Here is an 18,663-nt window from a genome sequence, read left to right as displayed (position 1 = left end):
CGCCGGGGCCGGGGAATCGGGGGGTGTCGGGGTGGGGGAATCGGGCGGGGTGGGCGTCGGCGTGGGCGACGGCGGTTCCGGCGCCGGGATGTGGACGCCGGCGTCGATCGTGTGGTCGACCTCCCCCGGTGCGTCCGGCGCCGTGACCGGTGCGTAGCCGTTGCAGAGCCGGCCGGAGGCCGGCGGGGTCACGTTGGAGTCGTGGACCGTGTCGTCGCCGGCGCGCGGCAGGGTGAACCGCAGGTCGGCGGCGGGCGGTTGGCCCGGGACCCCGCTGGTGTCCGCCGTGCAGACGTCGAACTGCACGGTGTACTCGGCGCCCGGCGTCAGCTCGTAGTCCGCGCCGACCCCGCCGAAGTAGTACTCGCCGGCGGCGTCCGTCGTGGTCGTGGCGACCTGTTCGCCCCCGGCGTCCAGGAGGTTGACCGTCGCGCCCGGCAGGAGGACGTGCCCCGGGTCCTGGAGGCCGTTGCGGTCGCCGTCGTACCAGACCACGTTGCCGATCTGGATCGGCGCGTTCGCCGCGGCGTACGCGATGTCGCCGAGGCCGCCGGCCTTGCCGAACCCGTTCTGGTTCGGGCCGACGAACTCGTAGGCGTTGCCGGCCGGGTCGTTGCCGGGACCGAGGCCGGTGGTGACGTCGTAGTAGCCGGTGCCGCTGGTGATGACCCGGCCGGCCGGGTCCATCTGGGTGCTGACGACCCACTGCTGCTGCGGGATGTAGGCGACCGAGCCCAGGGCGGACTCCTGGTGCGGCCCGGGGTTGGTCGCGGAGCCGCCGTTCGGGAAGAAGTCCCCGGGGAAGTACTCGACGACGCCGCCGGGCTGAACCCCGTCGAGGGCCGGGTCCGTGGCGTGGTCGGGGCAGATCCCGGTGCCTTCCCAGTCGTACCCGCCGTCGGGCCTGGCACAGGCCATGTTGATGTCGCCGCCGGACATCCCGTTCTGCGGGGTGTCGTTGCCCGGCCTCGGGTCGAGACCGCCCCAGCTCACGACGTCCATGAACCGGTCGCGGAAGCCGAGGATCAGCGAGCCGTCGCGGGCGAAGGCCATCCCCGCCAGCTCCGGCTGCGGATTCATCATCGCGCCGCCCACCTGGAAGGAGTCCCAGTCCGCCAGGTCGGTGTTCCACGGATTCCAGTGATTGACCTGGTCGCGGCCGGAGCCGCTGGTGAGCACCTCGCCGCGCTCGAAGTCCAGCGGCTGGGACAGCACGGTGGTGAAGTCCTCGCCGTCATAGGTGGCGACGACGGCCCTGAGGTCCGCGCGGTCCTGGGTGCTCTCGGCGCTGCACACGCCCCCGACGTACAGGCTGCCGTCGTGGGCGGCCACGCTGAACGGCCGCCAGTCCCCGTCCGCCGCGCAGCCCGGGTCGGGGATCGGCACGGTCTCCTCGGGCGCCGAGGCCGTGGCCCCGGTCGCGTCGAAGGTGACCAGGCTCCGGGTGAGCAGGTTCACCGCGTACAGCGTCGAGCCGTCCTCCGACAGGGCCAGGCCGCCGATGCTCTCCTTGCCCGGCGCGTCGGTGAACCCGGCGTCCTTGATCAGGTTGCCGGTGTCGTGCGGTGTCTCCGTGGCGCCCGGCACCGTCGCGAACAGCGCCGGGGCGCCGCCGTCGGCCGGCTGGACGTAGATCGCGTCGCCGCCCTCCGGCCCGTACTCGGTGTACCGCCGGGCGAACGCCGCCTGGAACAGCCGGTCGCGGTAACGGTCGTAGGCCAGCCCGTAGGTCGTGCCCACCTGCTCCTGGGTGTTGAGGACCTCCGGGCACGCCTCCTGCTCGGGGCAGATGCCCCGGACGTCCGTGCCGAACGCCACCAGGGCCCGGGTCTCCGTCCCGCCCGCGCCGCTCTGGATCGGCACGAAGTAACGGGTGTCGGGCAGGGCGTAGTCGGCCGGGTTCCAGACGCCGGTGGTCACCGAGTCGTCCTGGCCGTCCGAGACGTCCACGAACGAGGTGAAGCTGTCGAAGTGGTTCGGCGCGGTCGAGGCGGGCGCCGCCCGCAGATGGTCCCGGTACGCCTCCGGGACCGTGACGTCGACCCGGTAACGGCCGCCGGTCAGCTCGCTGGACGGCGGCACGACGACTCGTCCCGTGACGTCCGTGACGCCGGTGACGCGGTTGCCCCCGGGGTCGGTGACCTCGACCTGGATTCCCTGCTGGGGAACGTCCATGGCCGCGTTGATCACGCCGGTGCCGAAGAAGTCCCGCAGGACCTCGACGGTCAGGGTGCCGTCGGAGGTCGCGGCTCCGGCCTGCCCCGCGCCGGCCAGGACCACGCCCGCGCCGCCCCCAGCAAGGAGCACGCCGGACAGCCCCATCCGCAGCAGTACACCTAATCGCATTGCGCTCCCCTCGTCCCGAGCTCATGCAGACCCAGCAACTTACGCACAGAGACTACAAGTTGACGGGCCGTGATATTCGCCTACCGGGGAGTTCGAGGGCGCCACGGTACGAACTGTTATGCTCACGCGGCGTGCGGAGGGTGCGGAGCGTGCGGAATGGTCGAGCCCGGGACGCCGGAGCGCGGGGCAGCGAGGCGCGAGGTCCCAGGGTGCGGAACGGCAGCGCGCGGAGCGCGGGCGTCAAGCGGCGTCGCCGGTGGCCGCGATTACGGTGGGCGGCGGCGGCCTTCTTCGTCGCGGCTGCCACGACCGGCGCCTTCGTCCTTCTCGGTGGCGAAGGCTCCGCCGGTCCGCGGGCGTTGACCTCGGACGAGGTGAACCGGCTGGCGATCACGCGATTCCTCAACCACCAGGCCGGAGGCCGGGCGGTGACGATCGACGTGCCGAACGTCGACGGCGGGCTGGTCATCACCGCGTCGGTCGACTACCGCGCCCACACCGGTTACGGGGTGGTGCGGGGGGCCGGGCGCGACGCGTCCAGCGACGGGCTGATCCAGTGGACGGCCACCACCGTCCTCGTCCACCCCATGGCGGACCCCCCGGCCGTTGCCCCGGCCTCGCCGCCCGCCTCCGGCTGGCACAGCCGTCCGCTGCTGAACGCCGGCATGACGCTGGACAGCGCGCTGGCCATCGTGCTCGACCTCGGCAGCGACCGGCCGGACAACGCCACGCTGCTGCCGCAGAACGGCGCGGTCTGGCTCGGGCAGGAGGAGGTGCGCGGCCACCGGACGGACATCATGAGCGGGCCGCGCGCGCGGGCCGAGTCCGGTGCGAGCACCGAGCCCGGCGGTGCCGCCCCCGACAACGGGGCGTCGCAGACCGTGCGTTACTGGATCGACGCGGAGGGCACCATGCACCGGGCCGAGGTGCGGATCGCCTCCGCGCCCGAGCCGGTGATCCTCGACTTCGATACCCGGGCGTACGTCCCCGTCCAGCCGCTGCCCGGAGCCAGCCCGGCGCCGTAGCCGCCGCTCAGGAGGTCCGCACCCGCGCGCGGTCGGCGAGCAGGGACGGCGAGGGCAGCGCGACGTCCTCGACGACCGGCAGCTCGGGAACGTCCGGCACGACGGTGGCGCCGGAGGTGCGGGCCCCCGGGAGCTCCGGCTGCGGGGCGGGCGCGGCCACCTCGGTGAAGGGAATGCCCGCGGGCGCCGCCGGGCCGCGCCAGCTCCCGGAGGGCGTGGGTGAGGTGTCGGGGATGGAGCAGGACGCGCCGGAGGCGAGCCCCTCGGGCACGGTCGTCCGAAGCTCGTTCCCCTCCAGGCAGTTGCCCTCCCCCCGGGTGGCGGTGGGGAAGGTCCAGCCGACGTCGAGGCCGTTGGCGGTGAAGGTGTTCTCCGTGATCCGGTTGCGGTCCGCCGTCAGGTCGGCGGTCGCGGTGATCACGAGCCCGGCGTTGGCGTGGCCGGTGACCAGGTTGCGGAGGAACCGGTTGTCGCTGCCGCCGTCGACGCCGATGCCGATGCCCCAGCCGCCGTCGGCCTGTTCGGGGGTCTGAGGCTGCTGGTTGTCCGCGATCAGGTTGCCCGCGACGACGGCGTCACGCTGCGGGAGCAACTGCTCCTGGTGGTCGGAGTTGGTGGTCAGTCCGACGCGGTTGCCGGCCAGGCGGTTGCCGACCACGTACAGGTCGCCGCCGGCGTTGGTGCCCTCGTAACCGACCGCGTTGAGCTCGGAGACGTTGTCCCGCACCACGATCCGGCACGGCCTGCACTGGCCGACGTAGATCCCCGAGTCCGCGCCGCCCGAGGTGTAGGAGTGCTCGATGACGCCGTTCTGCGCGGAGAACGCGTAGATGCCGTAGAGGCCGTTGCGGGTGGCGGTCACGTGCGAGACCAGGAACGAGTCCAGCAGGCGCACGGGTTCGTCGCCGGTGTCGTAACCGCCGTCCCCCGGCAGGGCGTTGACCGCGGCGGCCGAGCCGGTGACCAGCAGGCCGTTGTGCGTGTTGTTCTGCACGGTCAGGTTCTCCACGGCCACGCCGGGAGCCGTGACGACCACGCCGTTGGGCCGCCGCACCTGCCCGTCGATGACCACCTCCGCCCGGGACTCGCCGCGCAGGGTGACGCGCTCGGTGTCGATCCGCACCGACTCGCGGTAGACGCCCGGCGCCACCAGCACCAGGTCACCGGGCCGGGCCAGGGACACCGCGTCCGAGATCGTCGGAGCGTCGGCCGGCACCCGGATCGTCACCTCCGCGCCGTCCGGCCGCCGGCCCTCGCCCGATCCGTCGTCGCCACCGCCGCCGCCGCAGCCGGTCACCAGCGTCAGCCCGGCCAGGGCGGCCGTCACCACGCGAAGAACCCATCGAGACATGATCCCAGTCTGACATGGCGTCACCCCATGGGAGCGCCGAACTACCGGCTGCTACGGGGCAGTTGAGTGTGGCATCGTACGCACCATGCCCCGCGCCGAACGTTCGCCGTCACGCCGCGCGTTTCTCGACGTCACGGGTGCCACCGTGGCCGCCGGTCTCCTCGCCGGGTGCTCGGGGGACTCCCCCCGGTCCGGCCGGCCCGACGAGCCCGTCCCTGTCCCTTCCGCGGCGGCCACGCCCCGCCCGGTCGCGGTGACGGGCCGGCACCAGGCGGGCGTGACGCTCCCCCGGGCGGCCCAGCCCCACCTGCTGGCCCTGGTGGCCGACCTCGGCCCCACGGTGACGCCCGGACCCCTGCTGGCCGAACTCGGCGAGACCATCCGGGCCCTCGCCGCCGGGTCAGACCCGCGCCTGCTGGGCCTGTCCCCGGGCGACGTGACCGTGACCGTCGGCGTGGGCCCGCGCCTCGTCCGGACGGCCGGGGCCGAACTGCCCGGCGCGGCCGACCTCCCGCCCTTCTCCCGCGAGCGCGTCGCCGCACGGGAACGCGGCGGTGACCTGCTGATCCAGATCTGCGCCGGCGACGCGCTGCTGCTGCCGGTCGTCGCCACCGCTCTGCTGGACCAGGCCGGCGACCGCCTCCGGGAACGCTGGCGGCAGGCGGGACGCCGCGGCGCGGAGGTGCCGGTGGCCGAGGACCGCACCGCGCCGCGCAACCTGCTCGGCTTCATCGACGGCATCGTGGGCCCGCACACCGCCGCCGAGCAGGAACGCGACCTGTGGCTGGCCGGCCCGCCCGCGGTCGCCGACGGCACCCTGGCCGTGCTGCGGCGCATGGAGATCGACCTGACGCGGTTCGCCGCCCTGTCCCTCGCCGAGCAGGAGGCGGTCTTCGGCCGCCACCGGGCCAGCGGCGTCCCCCTCTCCGGCGGCAGCGTCGACTCGGCCCCCGGCCTCAACGCCAAGACACCCGACGGCCGCTACCTCGTCCCCGCGGACGCCCACGTCCGCAGGGCCAACCCCACGGCGGTCGGCGTCGGCCACATGCTCCGCCGCTCCTACAGCATCGACGCCCCCGCCCCCGGCCTCCTCTTCATCAGCTTCCAGAACGACCTGCGCACCTTCACGTCCACTCTCACCCGCATGGACGCCTCCGACGCACTCCTTCCCTTCACGACCACCACCGCCACCGCCACCTTCCTGATCCTCCCCGGCCACGGCCCCCGACGCCCGCTGGGCTCCACGCTGTTCGGCTGATCCACGAGCCGGGCAGGGACGCGGGCGCCGACCTCGGCGACGTGGCCGCAGGGTCGTCACCTGCGCCAGAACAGGTGGTGCGTCACGCCGCTCGGGCTGGGCACGACGTCGAGGTGGAACCGGTCGAGCAGCTCGTCGGGGGAGTCCCACAGGCGTAGTCCGGACCCGAGCTTCACCGGCGAGACCGCCACGTGCAGGGTGTCGACGAGGTCGGCGTCGAGGAACTGCCGGATGGTGGTCACCCCGCCGCCGAGCCGGACGTCCTTGCCCTGCGCCGCCTCCCGCGCCTGCTCCAGAACGGTGGCCGGGTCGCCGTCCACGAAGTGGAAGGTGGTGTCCGAGAGCGTGAACGAGGGACGCGTGTGGTGGGTCATGACGAACACCGGGGTGTGGAAGGGGGGCTCGTCCCCCCACCAGCCGCGCCACTCGTGGTCGCGCCACGGACCGCGCTGGGGCCCGAACTTGTTGCGGCCCATGATCTCGGCGCCGATGTTGTGCGTGAAGTCCCGCGTGAGGTAGTCGTCCAGGCCCCGGCTCCCGCCGGGGTCGGTGCGATTGGGCCAGCTCGCCGTGGCACCGGCCCAGGCGAACAGCTTCGCCGGGTCGATGGCCCGGCCGAACGGGCGCTCGAGGCTCTGGTCCTCGCCGGCGCCGATCCCGTCACTGGAGACGTTGAAATTCTGGACCTTCAGCAGCTGTGCCACGTGCTCCTCCTGGGCAGTGAGTCGACAACGATGAGGAGACTCCCCGGGCCGCGAAAACTCATCGCTCGCCCTCGCGGCCCGGCCGGAACCCTGGTCCGCGTTTTTAGGGGTGGTTCAGGGGTGACGCTCGTCCGGCGGGCCGCATTGACTTCCCGGCTGAACGGTTCGCGACCGGAAGGCCCCCCATGTCGTCCTCTGCGCCTCGAAGAGAGCTGAATCCCTGGTACATCGCCGTGGTGGCCGGCATGGCGTCCTACCTCGACGCCGCCGTGATCGTGTCGACAGGTACCTCGCTGGTCCTGTACGAGGACCCGCTCGGGCTCACCGGTGACGAGATCGGCGTGCTGTCCTTCGCGCTCACCCTGGGCCTCGCGATCGGCTCCGTGACCGGCGGCCGGCTCGGCGACCGGTTCGGACGGAAACCGGTGTTCGGCGTGACCATGCTCGGGATCGCCGTCGCGATGGCGTTGAACGTCTGCGCCACCGGCTTCCCGATGCTGCTGGCCGGCGCGATCCTCGGCGGCCTGTCCTCGGGCGCGGACCTGCCGGTCTCGATCGCCACCATCGCCGAGGCGGCGAACGACGAGAACCGCGGCAAGATGGTGAGTTTCTCCCAGGTGCTGTGGACGGTGGGCATCGTCATCCCGCTCGTGCTCGCGGTGGCGTTCGGCGGCCTGGACAGGCTCGGCGGGCAGATCAGCTTCGGCCACATCGGGGTGATCGCGCTGCTCGTCCTGGCCTGCCGCGTCGGCCTGCCGGAGTCACCGGTATGGCTCGCCGCCCGCGCCGAGCGGCAGCGGGAGGGAGGCGCCGCACGCACCGAGCGCGTCCCCATCCGCGCGCTGCTGAAGGGGACGTACGCCGTCCCCTTCGTCTGCCTGCTCCTCTTCTACCCCCTGGTCAACCTCGCGGGAAACACCTCCGGTCAGTTCGGCACCTACCTGTGGGTCAACGTCGCCGACTCCACCGTCGAGTTCTCCTCCCTGATCGGACTCATCGGCCTCACCCTCGCGCTGCTGTTCGCGGTGCTGTTCATGCGGGTCGTCGACACCCGCTACCGGATGCCGGTCTTCTACGCCGGCGCCGCCTGCTACGTGCTGTCCCACCTGACGCCCACCGTGTTCGGGGTCAGCGCCGCCACCCTGGCCGTGTGGCAGCTCCTGCTGGCCATCGCCAACTCCATCGCCTTCGAGGCGGTCTTCAAGGTGTGGGCGCAGGAGTCCTTCCCCACCCTGCTCCGGGCCACCGCCCAGGGCACGATCATCGCCGTCGCCCGGCTTCTGGCCGCGGTGCTGGCCCTCGTCACGCCACGCCTCGCCGCCGCCGGCCCGCAGGGCCTGTTCGCCATGCTGACCGCGCTGGTCGTCATCGGCATGGCCGCGGCCATCATCGGCTTCCGCAACCACACGAACAACGAGTTCCCCACCCACGCCAACCCCACCGAGCCCGCCCGGGCCCACTGATCCACGCAACGCCTGGCCGGCCGTTCGTCATCAACCGCGGAGGGCTCGCCTCCCGCCGCTTCAGCTCCCCGACTCCCGGCCCCCGTCACGCACGGTTGATCGATTAATCACTCGATCATGGGATATTCCGCTCTCCCGCCCGACACTGCGCTCGAAAGGCGGCATGTGACCGGCACGACGCTGGAGGTGCAGCAGTGGGCGGAGACGGCGTGGCACAAGACGGCGGTCGCGGAGGGCAAGCGGCTGCGGCGTTCTCCTGCTGGGGATGGCGAGCGGCGGGCCAGCCGGACAGCGACGCGTTGGTGCGAGCGGCGGCCTCCATGGAGCTGCTGCGCGCAAAGGACTACGGCATCTCCAGCGCGGTCAGGCCGCGCCTGTGCTCCGGCACGTGCCGCGAGCCCGCATCCTCACCGGCCTGGACGGCGAGCCTCTCTCCCTGGACGTCGGCTACCCTCCCGACGACGTCGGTGCCCCTCCCTCCAGGACCTGCCCGCGCGGCGGGGCGAAGCGCATCAGCGCCAGATACCCGGCCAGCGAGGTGGCCAGCCCCACCGCCCAGCCGTAGTCGGCGAGTGGCTGCAGGAACGGGATCAGGCCGTCCTCCGGGAACGGGCCGGAGTACGAGCCGCCCACCGCCAGCAGGCCACCGGCGGCGAAGGCGACCAGCGCTCGCCAGTTCCAGCCGCGGTCGTACCAGTAGCGGCCTTCCGCCCTGTAGAGGTCCTCGACGTCGAGACGGGTGCGGCGCAGCAGCCAGTAGTCGGCGATGAAGATGCCCGAGACCGTGCCGAGCAGGCCGCCGACCGTGCCCAGCCAGGTGAAGATGTAGATGTCCGGGTCCTCGTACAGCTTCCACGGCGCCATCAGCACCCCGACCGCGCACGCGATCAGCGCGCCGGTACGGAAGGTGATGTGCCGCGGTGCGAGATGGGCGGCGTCGTAGGCCGGGCTGACCAGGTTGGCCGCGATGTTGGTGGTGAGGGTGGCGAGCAGGAGGACGAAGAGGGCGAAAACCACCGCCAGTTCGCTGTCCATGCGGGCCGCCAGCTCCGCGGGGTCCCAGACCGGCTCGCCATAGACCGCCTGCGAGCCCGAGGTGACCAGCACCGACAGCAGGGCGAACGCGGCCATCGTGGTGGGCAGGCCGAGCGACTGGCCCCACACCTGGGCGCGTTGCCCGGTGCCGAAGCGCGTGAAGTCGGGGATGTTCAGCGACAGCGTGGACCAGAAGCCGATCATCCCCATCAGGGACGGGAAGAAGACATCCCAGAAGTCGGCCCCCCAGCCGAGCTGCGAGGGCTGGTCGAGCAGCGGGCCGAAACCACCCGCCTCGTTCGCGATCCAGATCAGTAGCAGCACGGCCCCGGCCAGCATCACCGGCGCGGCCCAGTTCTCGAAGCGGCGCAGCGTGTCCATGCCGCGCAGGATGATGGCGATCTCCAGAACCCAGAACGCCATGAAGCTCAGCCACAGCGTCCAGGGACGGCCCGCGATCTCGCCGGCGTCGGCCCACCAGCTGTCCGCGCCGAATAGCCGTCCGGTCAGGAAGTAGATGCTCTGGCCCCCCACCCAGGTCTGGATGCCGAACCAGGCGCATGCCACCACGCCGCGTATCAGGGCCGGCAGGTTGGCGCCGCGTACCCCGAAGGAGGCCCGGGCCAGGACGGGGAAGGGAATGCCGTACTTGGGGCCGACGTGGCCGGTCAGCACCATGGGGACGAGCACGATGACGTTGGCCAGGGCGATGGTCAGGACCGCCTGTGTCCAGTCCATGCCGACGCCGATCAGGCCGGACGCCAGCGTCCAGGTGGGGACGTTGACGGCCATGCCGACCCACAGGGCGGCGAAGTTGTACGTCGTCCAGGTACGTTCGGTGGCCGGGACAGGCCGCAGGTCCGCGTTGGCGAACCGGTCGCCGGCGGCGGGTGGGGACCCGGGTCCGGGTTCGGGCAGCGCCGCAGCGGGGACGGTGTCGGTCATGAGGGGGCCCTTCGCTGGGTGGTGCGGGGACTCGGGGAATGGCGAACGGCCGTGCGGGTGAGGTCGGGGCGGGCTGGAAGTCAGCCCAGGACGGGGATGATGTGCTCGCCGTAGGCGTCGATGACGGCTTCCCTGGCGTCGTGCATGGCGTAGACCGCGAACTGGTCCACGCCCACGGCCCTCAGCTCCCTGAGCTTGGCCACGTGCGCCTCCACCGGGCCGATCACGCAGAAGCGGTCGACGATCTCGTCGGGCACGAACACCGTGTCAGGATTCCCGGCGCGGCCGTGATGCGTGTAGTCGTAGCCCTGCCGCTCCTTGATGTACGCGGTCAGCTCGTCGGGCACTCGGCCCGAGCCCTCGCCGTAACGGGCGACCAGCTCGGCGACGTGGTTGCCGACCATGCCGCCGAACCAGCGGCACTGCTCGCGGGCGTGGGCGAGCGCGGCCGGCGAGGCGTCCGCGGTGACGTACGCCGGGGCCGCCACACAGATCGTCACCGCCGCCGGGTCACGGCCGGCCTCGGCCGCCGCGGCCCGCACCGTCTTGACCATCCACTCGGTGAGGAAGACGTCCGCGAGTTGCAGGATGAAGCCGTCGGCCCGCTGCCCGGCCAGCGCCAGGGCCCTCGGCCCGTACGCGGCCATCCACACCGGGAGGCTGGCCCCCTCGGGCACCCACGGCAGACGCACGGGGGTGCCGTTCACCGACGCCTCCCGCCCCTCGGCCAGGTCGCGGATGACGTCCATGGCCTCGCCGAGCCGGGCCAGCGAGGCCGGCGGCCGGCCGGCGACCCGCATCGCGGAGTCGCCGCGGCCGATGCCGCAGACCGTGCGGTTGCCGTACATCTCGTTGAGCGTGGCGAACGTCGAGGCGGTGACCTCCGGGGTGCGGGTGCCGGGGTTGGTCACCATCGGGCCGACGGTCAGGCGCTCGGTACGGGCCAGGATCTGGCTGTAGATGACGAAGGGCTCCTGCCAGAGCACGGCCGAGTCGAACGTCCAGCCGTGGGTGAAGCGGGCCTCCTCGGCGCGGCGCATCAGCGCGATGACGTCCGCGGCCGGCGGGTCGGCCTGCAGGACGAGTCCGAAGTCCATGACGACAAGCTCCCTCGACTCGGCGTTTCAGCTCAGGTACTGGCAGGTGCCGCGCGGCAGGAAACGGCCGTGGCCCGGGCGGCCGGTGAACCGCCGCTGGTCGAGGATGATCTGGCCACGGGAGAGCACGGTCTCCACCCGCCCGGTGATCTCCCGGCCCTCGTAGGCGGAGTAGTCGACGTTCATGTGGTGCGTGTCGGCGGAGAGCGTCTGCCGGGCGGCCGGGTCGTACACGACGATGTCGGCGTCCGCGCCCGGGGCGATGGTGCCCTTGCGGCCGTAGAGGCCGAACATCCGGGCGGGCGCGGCGCAGGCGATGTCGATCCAGCGGCGGCGGGAGATGTGGCCGTCGACGACGGCCTGGTGGAGCAGGTCCATCCGGTTCTCCACGCCCGGCAGGCCGTTGGGGATCTTCGAGAAGTCCCCGCGACCCAGCTCCTTCTGGCCGGTGAAGCAGAACGGGCAGTGGTCGGTGGAGACCACCTGCAGGTCGTCGGTGCGCAGTCCCCGCCACAGTGCCGCCTGCTGCTCGCGGGGGCGTAGCGGCGTGCTGCACACGTACTTGGCGCCCTCGAAGCCGGGCTCGGCGAGGTTGTCGATGGACAGGAAGAGGTACTGGGGGCACGTCTCGCCGAAGACGGGCAGTCCGGCGTCGCGGGCCTGCGCCAGCTCGGCGATGGCCTCGCCGGCCGAGACGTGCACCACGTACAGCGGAGGGGACCCGGCGACGCGCGCGAGCTGGACGGCGCGGTGGGTGGCCTCGGCCTCCAGCAGGACGTGGCGGACCTCGCCGTGGTGGCGCGGGGCGGTGCGGCCGGCGGCCAGCGCCTGCTCGACAAGCACGTCGATGGCGATGCCGTTCTCGGCGTGCATCATGATCGTCCCGCCGTTGCCGGCGGCCCGCTGCATGGCGCGCAGGATCTGGCCGTCGTCGCTGTAGAAGACGCCCGGGTAGGCCATGAACAGCTTGAACGACGTGACGCCCTCGTCGACGAGGAGATCCATCTCCTTCAGGGACCCGTCGGTGACCTCCGAGACGATCATGTGGAAGCCGTAGTCGACGGCGCAGTTCCCCTCGGCCTTCGCGAGCCAGGCGTCCAGCCCTTCGCGCAGCGCGGCCCCCCTGCTCTGCACGGCGAAGTCGACGATCGTGGTCGTGCCGCCCCACGCGGCGGCGATCGTGCCGCTCTCGAACGTGTCCGAGGCGAAGGTGCCGCCGAACGGCAGCTCCATGTGCGTGTGGGCGTCGACGCCGCCCGGGATGACGTACTTCCCGGCGGCGTCGATGATGCGGTCGGCGCCGGCCTGACACGCCTCGGCGGCGTCGCTGCCGGGCGCCAGGAGCGCGACGACCTTCTCACCCTCGATCAGCACGTCCGTCTCGACCTCGTCGGCCGCGGTGATCACCAGCCCACCGCGTATCACCGTCCGGCTCACGCCACGCCTCCCGTCGTTGCCTTCGCCGCACTCGCCGCTGCCAGTGCCCGCTCCAGAATCGCCGCGCCCTCCTTGGCCTCCGCCTCGGTGAGGGACAACGGCGGTGCGACCCGCAGCACGCTGCCGCCGGGGCCGCCGCCCTTGCCGATCAGCAGTCCGCCCTCGCGGGCGGCCTCCACCACGGCGGACGCCAGCACGGGGCTCGGCTCGTCCGTGCCCGGCGCGACCAGCTCGATGCCGATCATCAGCCCGCGTCCGCGCACCTCCCGCACGATGTCCACGCCGGCCGCGGCCTCCCGCAGCCGCTCCATGAGCAGCGCGCCCACGCGGCGGGCGTTGCCCTGCAGATCGTGTTCCAGGAGATAGCCGAGGTTGGCCTGGCCGGCGGCCATGGTGACCGGGCTGCCGCCGAAGGTGGAGATCGAGTTGGCGTCCAGGCAGTTCATCACCTCGGCGCGGGCCACCACCCCGCCGATGGACATGCCGTTGCCGATGCCCTTGGCGAACGTCAGCATGTCCGGCGGCCCGGCGGCGCCGTGCGCCTGCCAGCCCCAGAAGTGCTCGCCCGTGCGGCCCCATCCGGTCTGCACCTCGTCGCTGATCCACAGGATGCCCCGCTCGTTCAGCACCTCGCGGAACGCGGCGAACAGCCCGTCAGGCCCGGAAGTGAACCCGCCCACGCCCTGGATGGGCTCGGCGATCAGCGCGGCGACGCCGCCCGTCTGATCGAGCAGATCGCGCAGGTCGGCGACGCAGGCGTCGATGAACTCGCCGTCGGGCAGGCCGGCGAACGGCCCGCGGGACCGGACGCTGCCGTGCACGTACAGGGTCTGGAGCGGGGAGAGGCTGGTGGGTGACCAGGCGGCGTTGCCCGTGATGCCGACGGTGGAGAAGGACCGGCCGTGGTAGCTGTTGCGCATGGCCAGCACCTGGTTGGAGCGGCGATACGCGCTCGCCAGCAGCAGCGCTGTGTCGTTGGCCTCGGTGCCGGAGGTGGTGAAGAAGACCCGGGCGTCGGGGATGCCGGACAGGCCGGCCACCTTCTCGGCCAGCTCCACCATGGGCCGGTTGAGGTAGAGCGTGGAGGTGTGCAGAACCCGGCGGGCCTGATCGGTGACCGCCCTGGTCACCTCGGGCAGGGCGTGGGCGGTCATGGTGGTGAGGATGCCGCCGAAGAAGTCGAGGTAGCGGTTGCCCTCGGCGTCCCAGACGTGGCGGCCTTCACCACGGGTGATCTCGATCGGCCGCTCGTAGTACAGGGCGAGCCAGTCGGGCAGCACCGCCCGGTGCCGCGACAGGAGCCCGTCGGGCGACGTCACGGCGTGACCAGCCCCTGGTAGGCGTCGGGCCGGCGGTCCCGGTAGAACGCCCACTGCTGCCGCACCTCGCCGATCACCCCGAAATCGAGGTCCCGCACGACGAGTTCCTCGTCCGTGTCGCTGGCGACCGCGCCGACGAACTGGCCGCGCGGATCGACGAAGTAGCTTGTGCCGTAGAAGTCGTTGTCGCCGTACGGCTCGGTGCCGACGCGGTTGATGGCGGCGATGAAGTATTCGTTGGCGACGGCGGCGGCCGGCTGCTCCAGCTTCCACAGGTAGGCGGACAGCCCGCGGGAAGTGGCTGACGGGTTGTAGACGAGCTGCGCACCGGCCAGGCCCAGCGCGCGCCAGCCCTCGGGGAAGTGCCGGTCGTAGCAGATATAGACGCCGATCCTGCCGACCGCCGTGTCGAACACCGGCCAGCCCAGGTTCCCGGGCCGGAAGTAGTACTTCTCCCAGAAGCCCTTGACCTGCGGGATGTGGTGCTTGCGGTACTTGCCCAGGTAGCTGCCGTCGGCGTCGATCACGGCCGCGGTGTTGTAGTAGTGGCCGGCGTCCTCCACCTCGAACACCGGCACCACCAGCACCAGTCCGATCTCCTTCGCCAGCGCGCACATGCGCCGGATGGTGGGACCGCCGGGCACCGGCTCAGCCCAGGAATAGTGCTCGGACTCCTGCACCTGGCAGAAATAGGGGGCGTTGAAGACCTCCTGGAAGCCCAGGATCTGGGCACCCATGCGGGAGGCTTCCCGCGCGTGCTTCTCGTGCTTGTCGACCATCGACGCGGTGTCGCCGGTCCAGGTCGCCTGAACCAGCGCGGCACGCACGGTATTGGACATGGGTACCCCCACGAGATGTCTACTGGCGTAGATGAGACACCGTAGGAGTCGTCACCTACGCGGGCAAGATCGCCTGCGTTACGTCGTCGAGGCGATCACGTTTCGGCGGTGGCCTGGTCAGGTGGCGCGGGCTCGCGACCTGACCGGGCGCCGCCCGGGACTTCGCGGTACGCCTGCCGCAGCCGGGCCGTCGCCCCGCTCCGGCGTCGATCTCGTCGAGGAGTTGGCGCAGCGCGTTGAGCGACTTCTCGCGCACGTCGCCGCGCACCCGCTGCAGGGTCTCCACCTCGTCGAGGACCGGCAGGAGACCGGGCTGCCCACAGTCCCGCAGGACGGTGAGCAGGCCCTCGTCCTCGGCTGAGACCGTCTCGGAGATCCGTACCTCGCTCACGTCGAGGCCGTGCCGCTCGGCCCGTTCGGCGAGCCAGCGTGCGAGGAACGTCTTGCCGGAGTTCTCATCAACCCAGGCGGGTTCGCGACCGAATCGCTGGGCGGCAACGTCCGGAAGAGCGTAAGTAGGTGCTCGTCCAGGCAGGCACGCAACCCGGTCAGCGCGCGGACCGAGGGCGGAGACCGGATGCCTCACTTGCTGTAGGAGTCTCGCCCCGGGTCGCCGGCCAGGGGTACTCGCCGGTGGGCAGGCGCACGGTGGGCGGGCGGGTGCCGGGAAGGGGCGGTGCTCCAGCCCAGGGGACGGCAACGCCACGTCGGTGCTCGCGTCGCCCGTGTGCCTGTCCGGCCCGCGGCGTGGAGTCGTACTCTGAAGCCCCGTCGAGGAAGGGTGTGAGCGCGCGTGGGGGAGGGTAGCGAGGAGCGGGGCCAGCAGTTGCCGCGGTTGCGGCTGGATGAGCTGCTGGACGAGCTTCAGGCGCGGATCGACGAGGTGCGCGGCACGCGGGACCGGGTGCACGGGCTGCTGCAGGCCGTGCTGTCGGTGGGCCGGGAGCTGGACCTGGCGCACGTGCTGCGGCGGATCGTCGAGGCGGCCGTGGTGCTGGTGGATGCCGAGTACGGGGCGCTGGGGGTGATCAGCCGGGAGGAGGAGCACCGGCTGTCCCAGTTCATCCCGGTCGGCATCGAGGAGGAGCGGGTAGCGGCCATCGGCCCGCTGCCGGCCGGCCACGGGCTGCTGGGCGAGCTGATCCGCCACCCGGAGCCGCTGCGCCTGGCGGAGCTGTCGGAGCACCGCGCCTCGTACGGCTTCCCCCCGAACCACCCCCCGATGCACTCGTTCCTGGGGGTGCCGATCCGGGTCCGGGAGGAGGTCTTCGGCAACCTCTACCTCACGCAGAAGCGTGGCGGGCGGGAGTTCGACACCGAGGACGAGACCGTGCTGGCCACCCTGGCGGTGGCCGCCGGGGTGGCGATCGAGAACGCCCGCCTGTACGAGGAGACCCGCAGCCGCCAGCGGTGGCAGGAGGCGAATGCCGGGATCGTCGGTAGCCTGCTGTCCGGGACCGACGAGAGCGGCGTGCTGGAGCTCATCGTGGGGCACGCCCGCCGCATCCTGGGGGCCGATCTGGGCGTGCTGCTGCTGTCCGACGCCGATTCCGGGGAGCTGCGGGTCGCGCTGGCCTCCGGCAGCGGCGCCGAGGAGCACCGCGGTCAGGTGGTGCCGCGCGAGGACTCCTTCGCCGGGGCCGCCGTGGCCGCGGGCGAGCCGGTGATCAGCGCCGACATCGGGCGCGACCCCCGGGCCGCGGCCGGCGCCGGACGCTGGGCCGGGCTGGGCCCCGCCGTCGCGGTGCCGATGGGCACCAGCGGCGGCACCCGCGGCGTCCTGCTGCTGGCCCGGGCCGAGCGGGAGCCCGCGTTCACCGCCGAACAGACGGCCCCGCTGCTGACGTTCGCCGGGCAGGCCGCCCTGGCGCTGGAGCTGGCCGACCGGCGGCGCGCGGCCGAGCAGCTCACGCTGCTCGCGGACCGGGACCGGATCGCCCGCGACCTGCACGACCTGGCGATCCAGCGGCTGTTCGCCACCGGCATGACCCTCCAGAGCACCCTGCGCTTCGTGGACCACCCGCAGGCCGCCGAGCGGCTGACCCGGGCCGTGGACGACCTGGACCAGACCATCAAGATCATCCGCTCCACGATCTTCGGCCTGCGGGTCCGCGAGGCCGGACCGGGCGGCCAGGGCCTGCGGGTGCGGGTGGCCAGGGCCGTCGAAGAGGCCGTTCCCGGGCTCGGCTTCACCCCGGCGCTGCGGATGGAGGGCCTGGTGGACACCGACGTGCCGCCGGCCGTGGCCGACCACGCGGTCGCCGTGCTCCGCGAGGCGCTGTCCAACGTGGCCCGCCACGCCCGGGCCGGCTCGGCCGAGGTGGCCGTGCTCGTCGCGGGCGGCGCGCTGACGCTGGCCGTCACGGACGACGGCGTCGGGCTGCCGTCGGCGGCCGGGCGCCGCAGCGGGCTGCGGAACCTGGCGGAACGCGCGGCCGAGCTGGGCGGCACGCTGACCGCCGCGCCGGGGCCCTCCGGCGGCACGCGCCTGGAGTGGCGGGTGCCGCTGCCCCCCGGCTGACGGTCAGCCGGCACCACTGCCGTACGGCCCGTAGACGTCCAGCAGCCGCCGCCGGGAGCTGCGCAGCCGCCGGGCGATGGTCTCGGCGACCTGCCGGCAGACGGCGTGCCCGAGGGCGGCGTCCCGCTCGCACAACGCCCGCACGGCCGTGGCGTCGAACTCGACCGCCGTCACCGGGCCGAGCGCGGCGCCGCCGAGCTGCCAGGCGTAGGGCGGGAACAGCCAGGACCAGCCCAGCAGTTCGCCCGGCGGCAGCGTCTCGACCACCATCGCCCGGCGGCCGGGCACGTGCAGGTCCAGGGCGACCGTTCCGGAGCGGATGACCCAGAACCGGTCGGCGCGCCGGCCCTCCTCGAAGAGCCGGGCGCCGGCGGGGAAGGTCACCGGGCGGCCGTGGGCGAGCAGGCGTTCCCGGCCGGCGGCCGGCAGCCCGGCAAGGAAGCGCGACCCGACGGCGGTCGGGGCCGGACCGGCGGGCCCGGTCATGAGCGGTGCCGCCAGCCGTCGGCGGTGCCGCCGGGCCAGGCCTCGCCCGGGCTCAGAGGGGTGTCGTCGCGGCTGTAGGCCAGGCGTTCGACGACGTCGACCACGCCGTCGGTCTGCGCGGTCAGCCGGACGGCGATGGCGATCTCGCTGAGACGCTCGACCGCGCCGTCCAGCGTGACAACGCCATCGGTGACCGTGACCTCGACCGCGCCCGCGGGCAGCCACAGGGAACGCACGAGGACGCGGTCCTCGATCTCGGCGCGGATCTCGGCGTCCGGGCGGAGGAAGACGCCGACCACGTCGCGGCGGCTGACGATGCCGACGAGGCGGTCCTCCTCGTCGAGCACGGGGAGCCGCTTGACGCGGTGGTCCGCCATGGTGCGGGCCGCCTTGGCGAGGGGGTCGGTGGCGCGGACGGTGATCGCCGGGGCCGACATCAGCTCCGCCGCCGTCCACGCGGGCGGGCCGCCGGCGGCCTGCCCGGCCGCGCCGGGGTCGCGTCCGCCGCGGCCCCGGGCGGCGCGGCCCCGGGCGCGGAACAGGCGGCGGTGCCCGCGCCGCTCCCCGCGCCAGGCCTGGCGGGCCATCAGGTCCGCCTCGGAGACGACGCCCAGCACCCGTTCGTCGTCGTCCACCACGGGCAGGCCGCTGATCCGGTGCTCGGCGAGCAGGCCGGCGATGTCCTTCAGCGGCGTGCCGGGCGCGGCCCGGACGACATCGCCGGTCATCACGGTGCCCACCATGCGCTGTTTCATGGCGATCCTCGTTTCTGCTGGTCCTGCTGGTCCTGCTGTCTCTGCTGGTGTTCCGGCGGCGTTATCCCTCGTCGCCGCGGGT

The 18,663-nt window shown here is 72.8% G+C and carries 14 protein-coding genes and 2 pseudogenes; 5 read left to right on the top strand and 11 right to left on the bottom strand.

Annotation, left to right across the window (positions count from 1 at the left end):
• Positions 1-2,346 (bottom strand): SdrD B-like domain-containing protein (locus tag RM780_RS22975; protein ID WP_394813055.1); only part of this gene is annotated, 2,346 nt, incomplete at its 3' end.
• Positions 2,347-2,705: 359 nt separating this feature from the next.
• Between RM780_RS22975 and RM780_RS22970 the strand changes: the two genes are divergently transcribed.
• Positions 2,706-3,371, top strand: coding sequence for a hypothetical protein (locus tag RM780_RS22970; protein ID WP_311632756.1), 666 nt, complete (start codon positions 2,706-2,708; stop codon positions 3,369-3,371).
• Positions 3,372-3,378: 7 nt separating this feature from the next.
• Here the strand turns inward: RM780_RS22970 and RM780_RS22965 are convergent, their stop codons facing one another.
• Positions 3,379-4,722, bottom strand: a complete 1,344-nt coding sequence (locus RM780_RS22965; protein WP_311632755.1) for a right-handed parallel beta-helix repeat-containing protein — start codon at positions 4,720-4,722, stop codon at positions 3,379-3,381.
• A gap of 85 nt (positions 4,723-4,807) precedes the next feature.
• Here RM780_RS22965 and RM780_RS22960 point away from each other — a divergent pair, with 85 nt between their 5' ends.
• Complete coding sequence (locus tag RM780_RS22960) at positions 4,808-5,980, top strand: Dyp-type peroxidase (RefSeq protein ID WP_311632754.1); 1,173 nt, start codon at positions 4,808-4,810, stop codon at positions 5,978-5,980.
• Positions 5,981-6,036: 56 nt separating this feature from the next.
• Here RM780_RS22960 and RM780_RS22955 read toward each other — a convergent pair whose 3' ends face one another.
• Entirely contained in the window at positions 6,037-6,684 is a 648-nt protein-coding gene (locus tag RM780_RS22955; protein ID WP_311632753.1) for a dihydrofolate reductase family protein, read from the bottom strand.
• Positions 6,685-6,869: 185 nt separating this feature from the next.
• Between RM780_RS22955 and RM780_RS22950 the strand changes: the two genes are divergently transcribed.
• Both RM780_RS22950 and RM780_RS27905 read left to right on the top strand, forming a co-directional pair.
• Positions 6,870-8,147, top strand: coding sequence for an MFS transporter (locus RM780_RS22950; protein ID WP_311632752.1), 1,278 nt, complete (start codon positions 6,870-6,872; stop codon positions 8,145-8,147).
• Between the two features lie 122 nt (positions 8,148-8,269).
• Positions 8,270-8,485, top strand: a pseudogene (locus RM780_RS27905) (polyprenyl synthetase family protein); the annotation flags it as partial.
• A 109-nt stretch (positions 8,486-8,594) separates the two neighbouring features.
• Here RM780_RS27905 and RM780_RS22945 read toward each other — a convergent pair.
• The 6 genes and pseudogenes from RM780_RS22945 to RM780_RS22920 form a co-directional block, all read right to left on the bottom strand.
• The gene (locus tag RM780_RS22945; protein ID WP_311632751.1) at positions 8,595-10,127 is read right to left on the bottom strand and encodes an NCS1 family nucleobase:cation symporter-1; all 1,533 of its coding nucleotides are present in this window, start codon (positions 10,125-10,127) and stop codon (positions 8,595-8,597) included.
• Positions 10,128-10,207: 80 nt separating this feature from the next.
• Positions 10,208-11,224, bottom strand: coding sequence for a TIGR03842 family LLM class F420-dependent oxidoreductase (locus RM780_RS22940; RefSeq protein ID WP_311632750.1), 1,017 nt, complete (start codon positions 11,222-11,224; stop codon positions 10,208-10,210).
• Between the two features lie 27 nt (positions 11,225-11,251).
• A complete protein-coding gene (gene hydA, locus RM780_RS22935; protein WP_311632749.1) occupies positions 11,252-12,661 on the bottom strand; it encodes a dihydropyrimidinase in 1,410 nt (469 codons plus the stop codon).
• The gene (locus tag RM780_RS22930; protein WP_311632748.1) at positions 12,658-13,980 is read right to left on the bottom strand and encodes an aspartate aminotransferase family protein; all 1,323 of its coding nucleotides are present in this window, start codon (positions 13,978-13,980) and stop codon (positions 12,658-12,660) included. Before RM780_RS22930 ends, hydA begins: the two co-directional genes overlap by 4 nt.
• On the bottom strand, positions 13,977-14,819 hold the full coding sequence (locus RM780_RS22925; RefSeq protein WP_311632747.1) for a nitrilase-related carbon-nitrogen hydrolase: 843 nt from the start codon (positions 14,817-14,819) through the stop codon (positions 13,977-13,979). Before RM780_RS22925 ends, RM780_RS22930 begins: the two co-directional genes overlap by 4 nt.
• Positions 14,820-15,000: 181 nt before the next feature.
• A pseudogene (locus RM780_RS22920) lies at positions 15,001-15,168 on the bottom strand (BREX system ATP-binding domain-containing protein); the annotation flags it as partial.
• A 444-nt stretch (positions 15,169-15,612) separates the two neighbouring features.
• Here RM780_RS22920 and RM780_RS22915 point away from each other — a divergent pair.
• Positions 15,613-17,340 carry a sensor histidine kinase gene (locus tag RM780_RS22915; protein ID WP_311632746.1) on the top strand — a complete coding sequence of 576 codons (1,728 nt, stop codon included), beginning with the start codon at positions 15,613-15,615 and terminating at the stop codon, positions 17,338-17,340.
• Between the two features lie 3 nt (positions 17,341-17,343).
• Here the strand turns inward: RM780_RS22915 and RM780_RS22910 are convergent, their stop codons facing one another.
• Positions 17,344-17,826, bottom strand: coding sequence for a Crp/Fnr family transcriptional regulator (locus tag RM780_RS22910; protein ID WP_311632745.1), 483 nt, complete (start codon positions 17,824-17,826; stop codon positions 17,344-17,346).
• Entirely contained in the window at positions 17,823-18,581 is a 759-nt protein-coding gene (locus RM780_RS22905; protein ID WP_311632744.1) for a CBS domain-containing protein, read from the bottom strand. The genes RM780_RS22910 and RM780_RS22905 overlap by 4 nt, the downstream gene beginning before the upstream one ends.
• Between the last annotated feature and the right edge of the window lie 82 nt (positions 18,582-18,663).

This window comes from Streptomyces boetiae, from assembly GCF_031845405.1.
Classification (GTDB): domain Bacteria; phylum Actinomycetota; class Actinomycetes; order Streptomycetales; family Streptomycetaceae; genus Streptomyces; species Streptomyces boetiae.
This window is presented reverse-complemented; position numbering and strand designations above follow the sequence as displayed.

Bases quoted from the DNA above. Each gene is read 5' to 3' on its own strand.
- RM780_RS22965 (WP_311632755.1), bottom strand. From the start codon at position 4,722: ATGTCTCGATGGGTTCTTCGCGTGGTGACGGCCGCCCTGGCCGGGCTG.
- RM780_RS22960 (WP_311632754.1), top strand. From the start codon at position 4,808: ATGCCCCGCGCCGAACGTTCGCCGTCACGCCGCGCGTTTCTCGACGTC.
- RM780_RS22950 (WP_311632752.1), top strand. From the start codon at position 6,870: ATGTCGTCCTCTGCGCCTCGAAGAGAGCTGAATCCCTGGTACATCGCC.
- RM780_RS22945 (WP_311632751.1), bottom strand. From the start codon at position 10,127: ATGACCGACACCGTCCCCGCTGCGGCGCTGCCCGAACCCGGACCCGGG.
- RM780_RS22940 (WP_311632750.1), bottom strand. From the start codon at position 11,224: ATGGACTTCGGACTCGTCCTGCAGGCCGACCCGCCGGCCGCGGACGTC.
- RM780_RS22925 (WP_311632747.1), bottom strand. From the start codon at position 14,819: ATGTCCAATACCGTGCGTGCCGCGCTGGTTCAGGCGACCTGGACCGGC.
- RM780_RS22910 (WP_311632745.1), bottom strand. From the start codon at position 17,826: ATGACCGGGCCCGCCGGTCCGGCCCCGACCGCCGTCGGGTCGCGCTTC.
- RM780_RS22905 (WP_311632744.1), bottom strand. From the start codon at position 18,581: ATGAAACAGCGCATGGTGGGCACCGTGATGACCGGCGATGTCGTCCGG.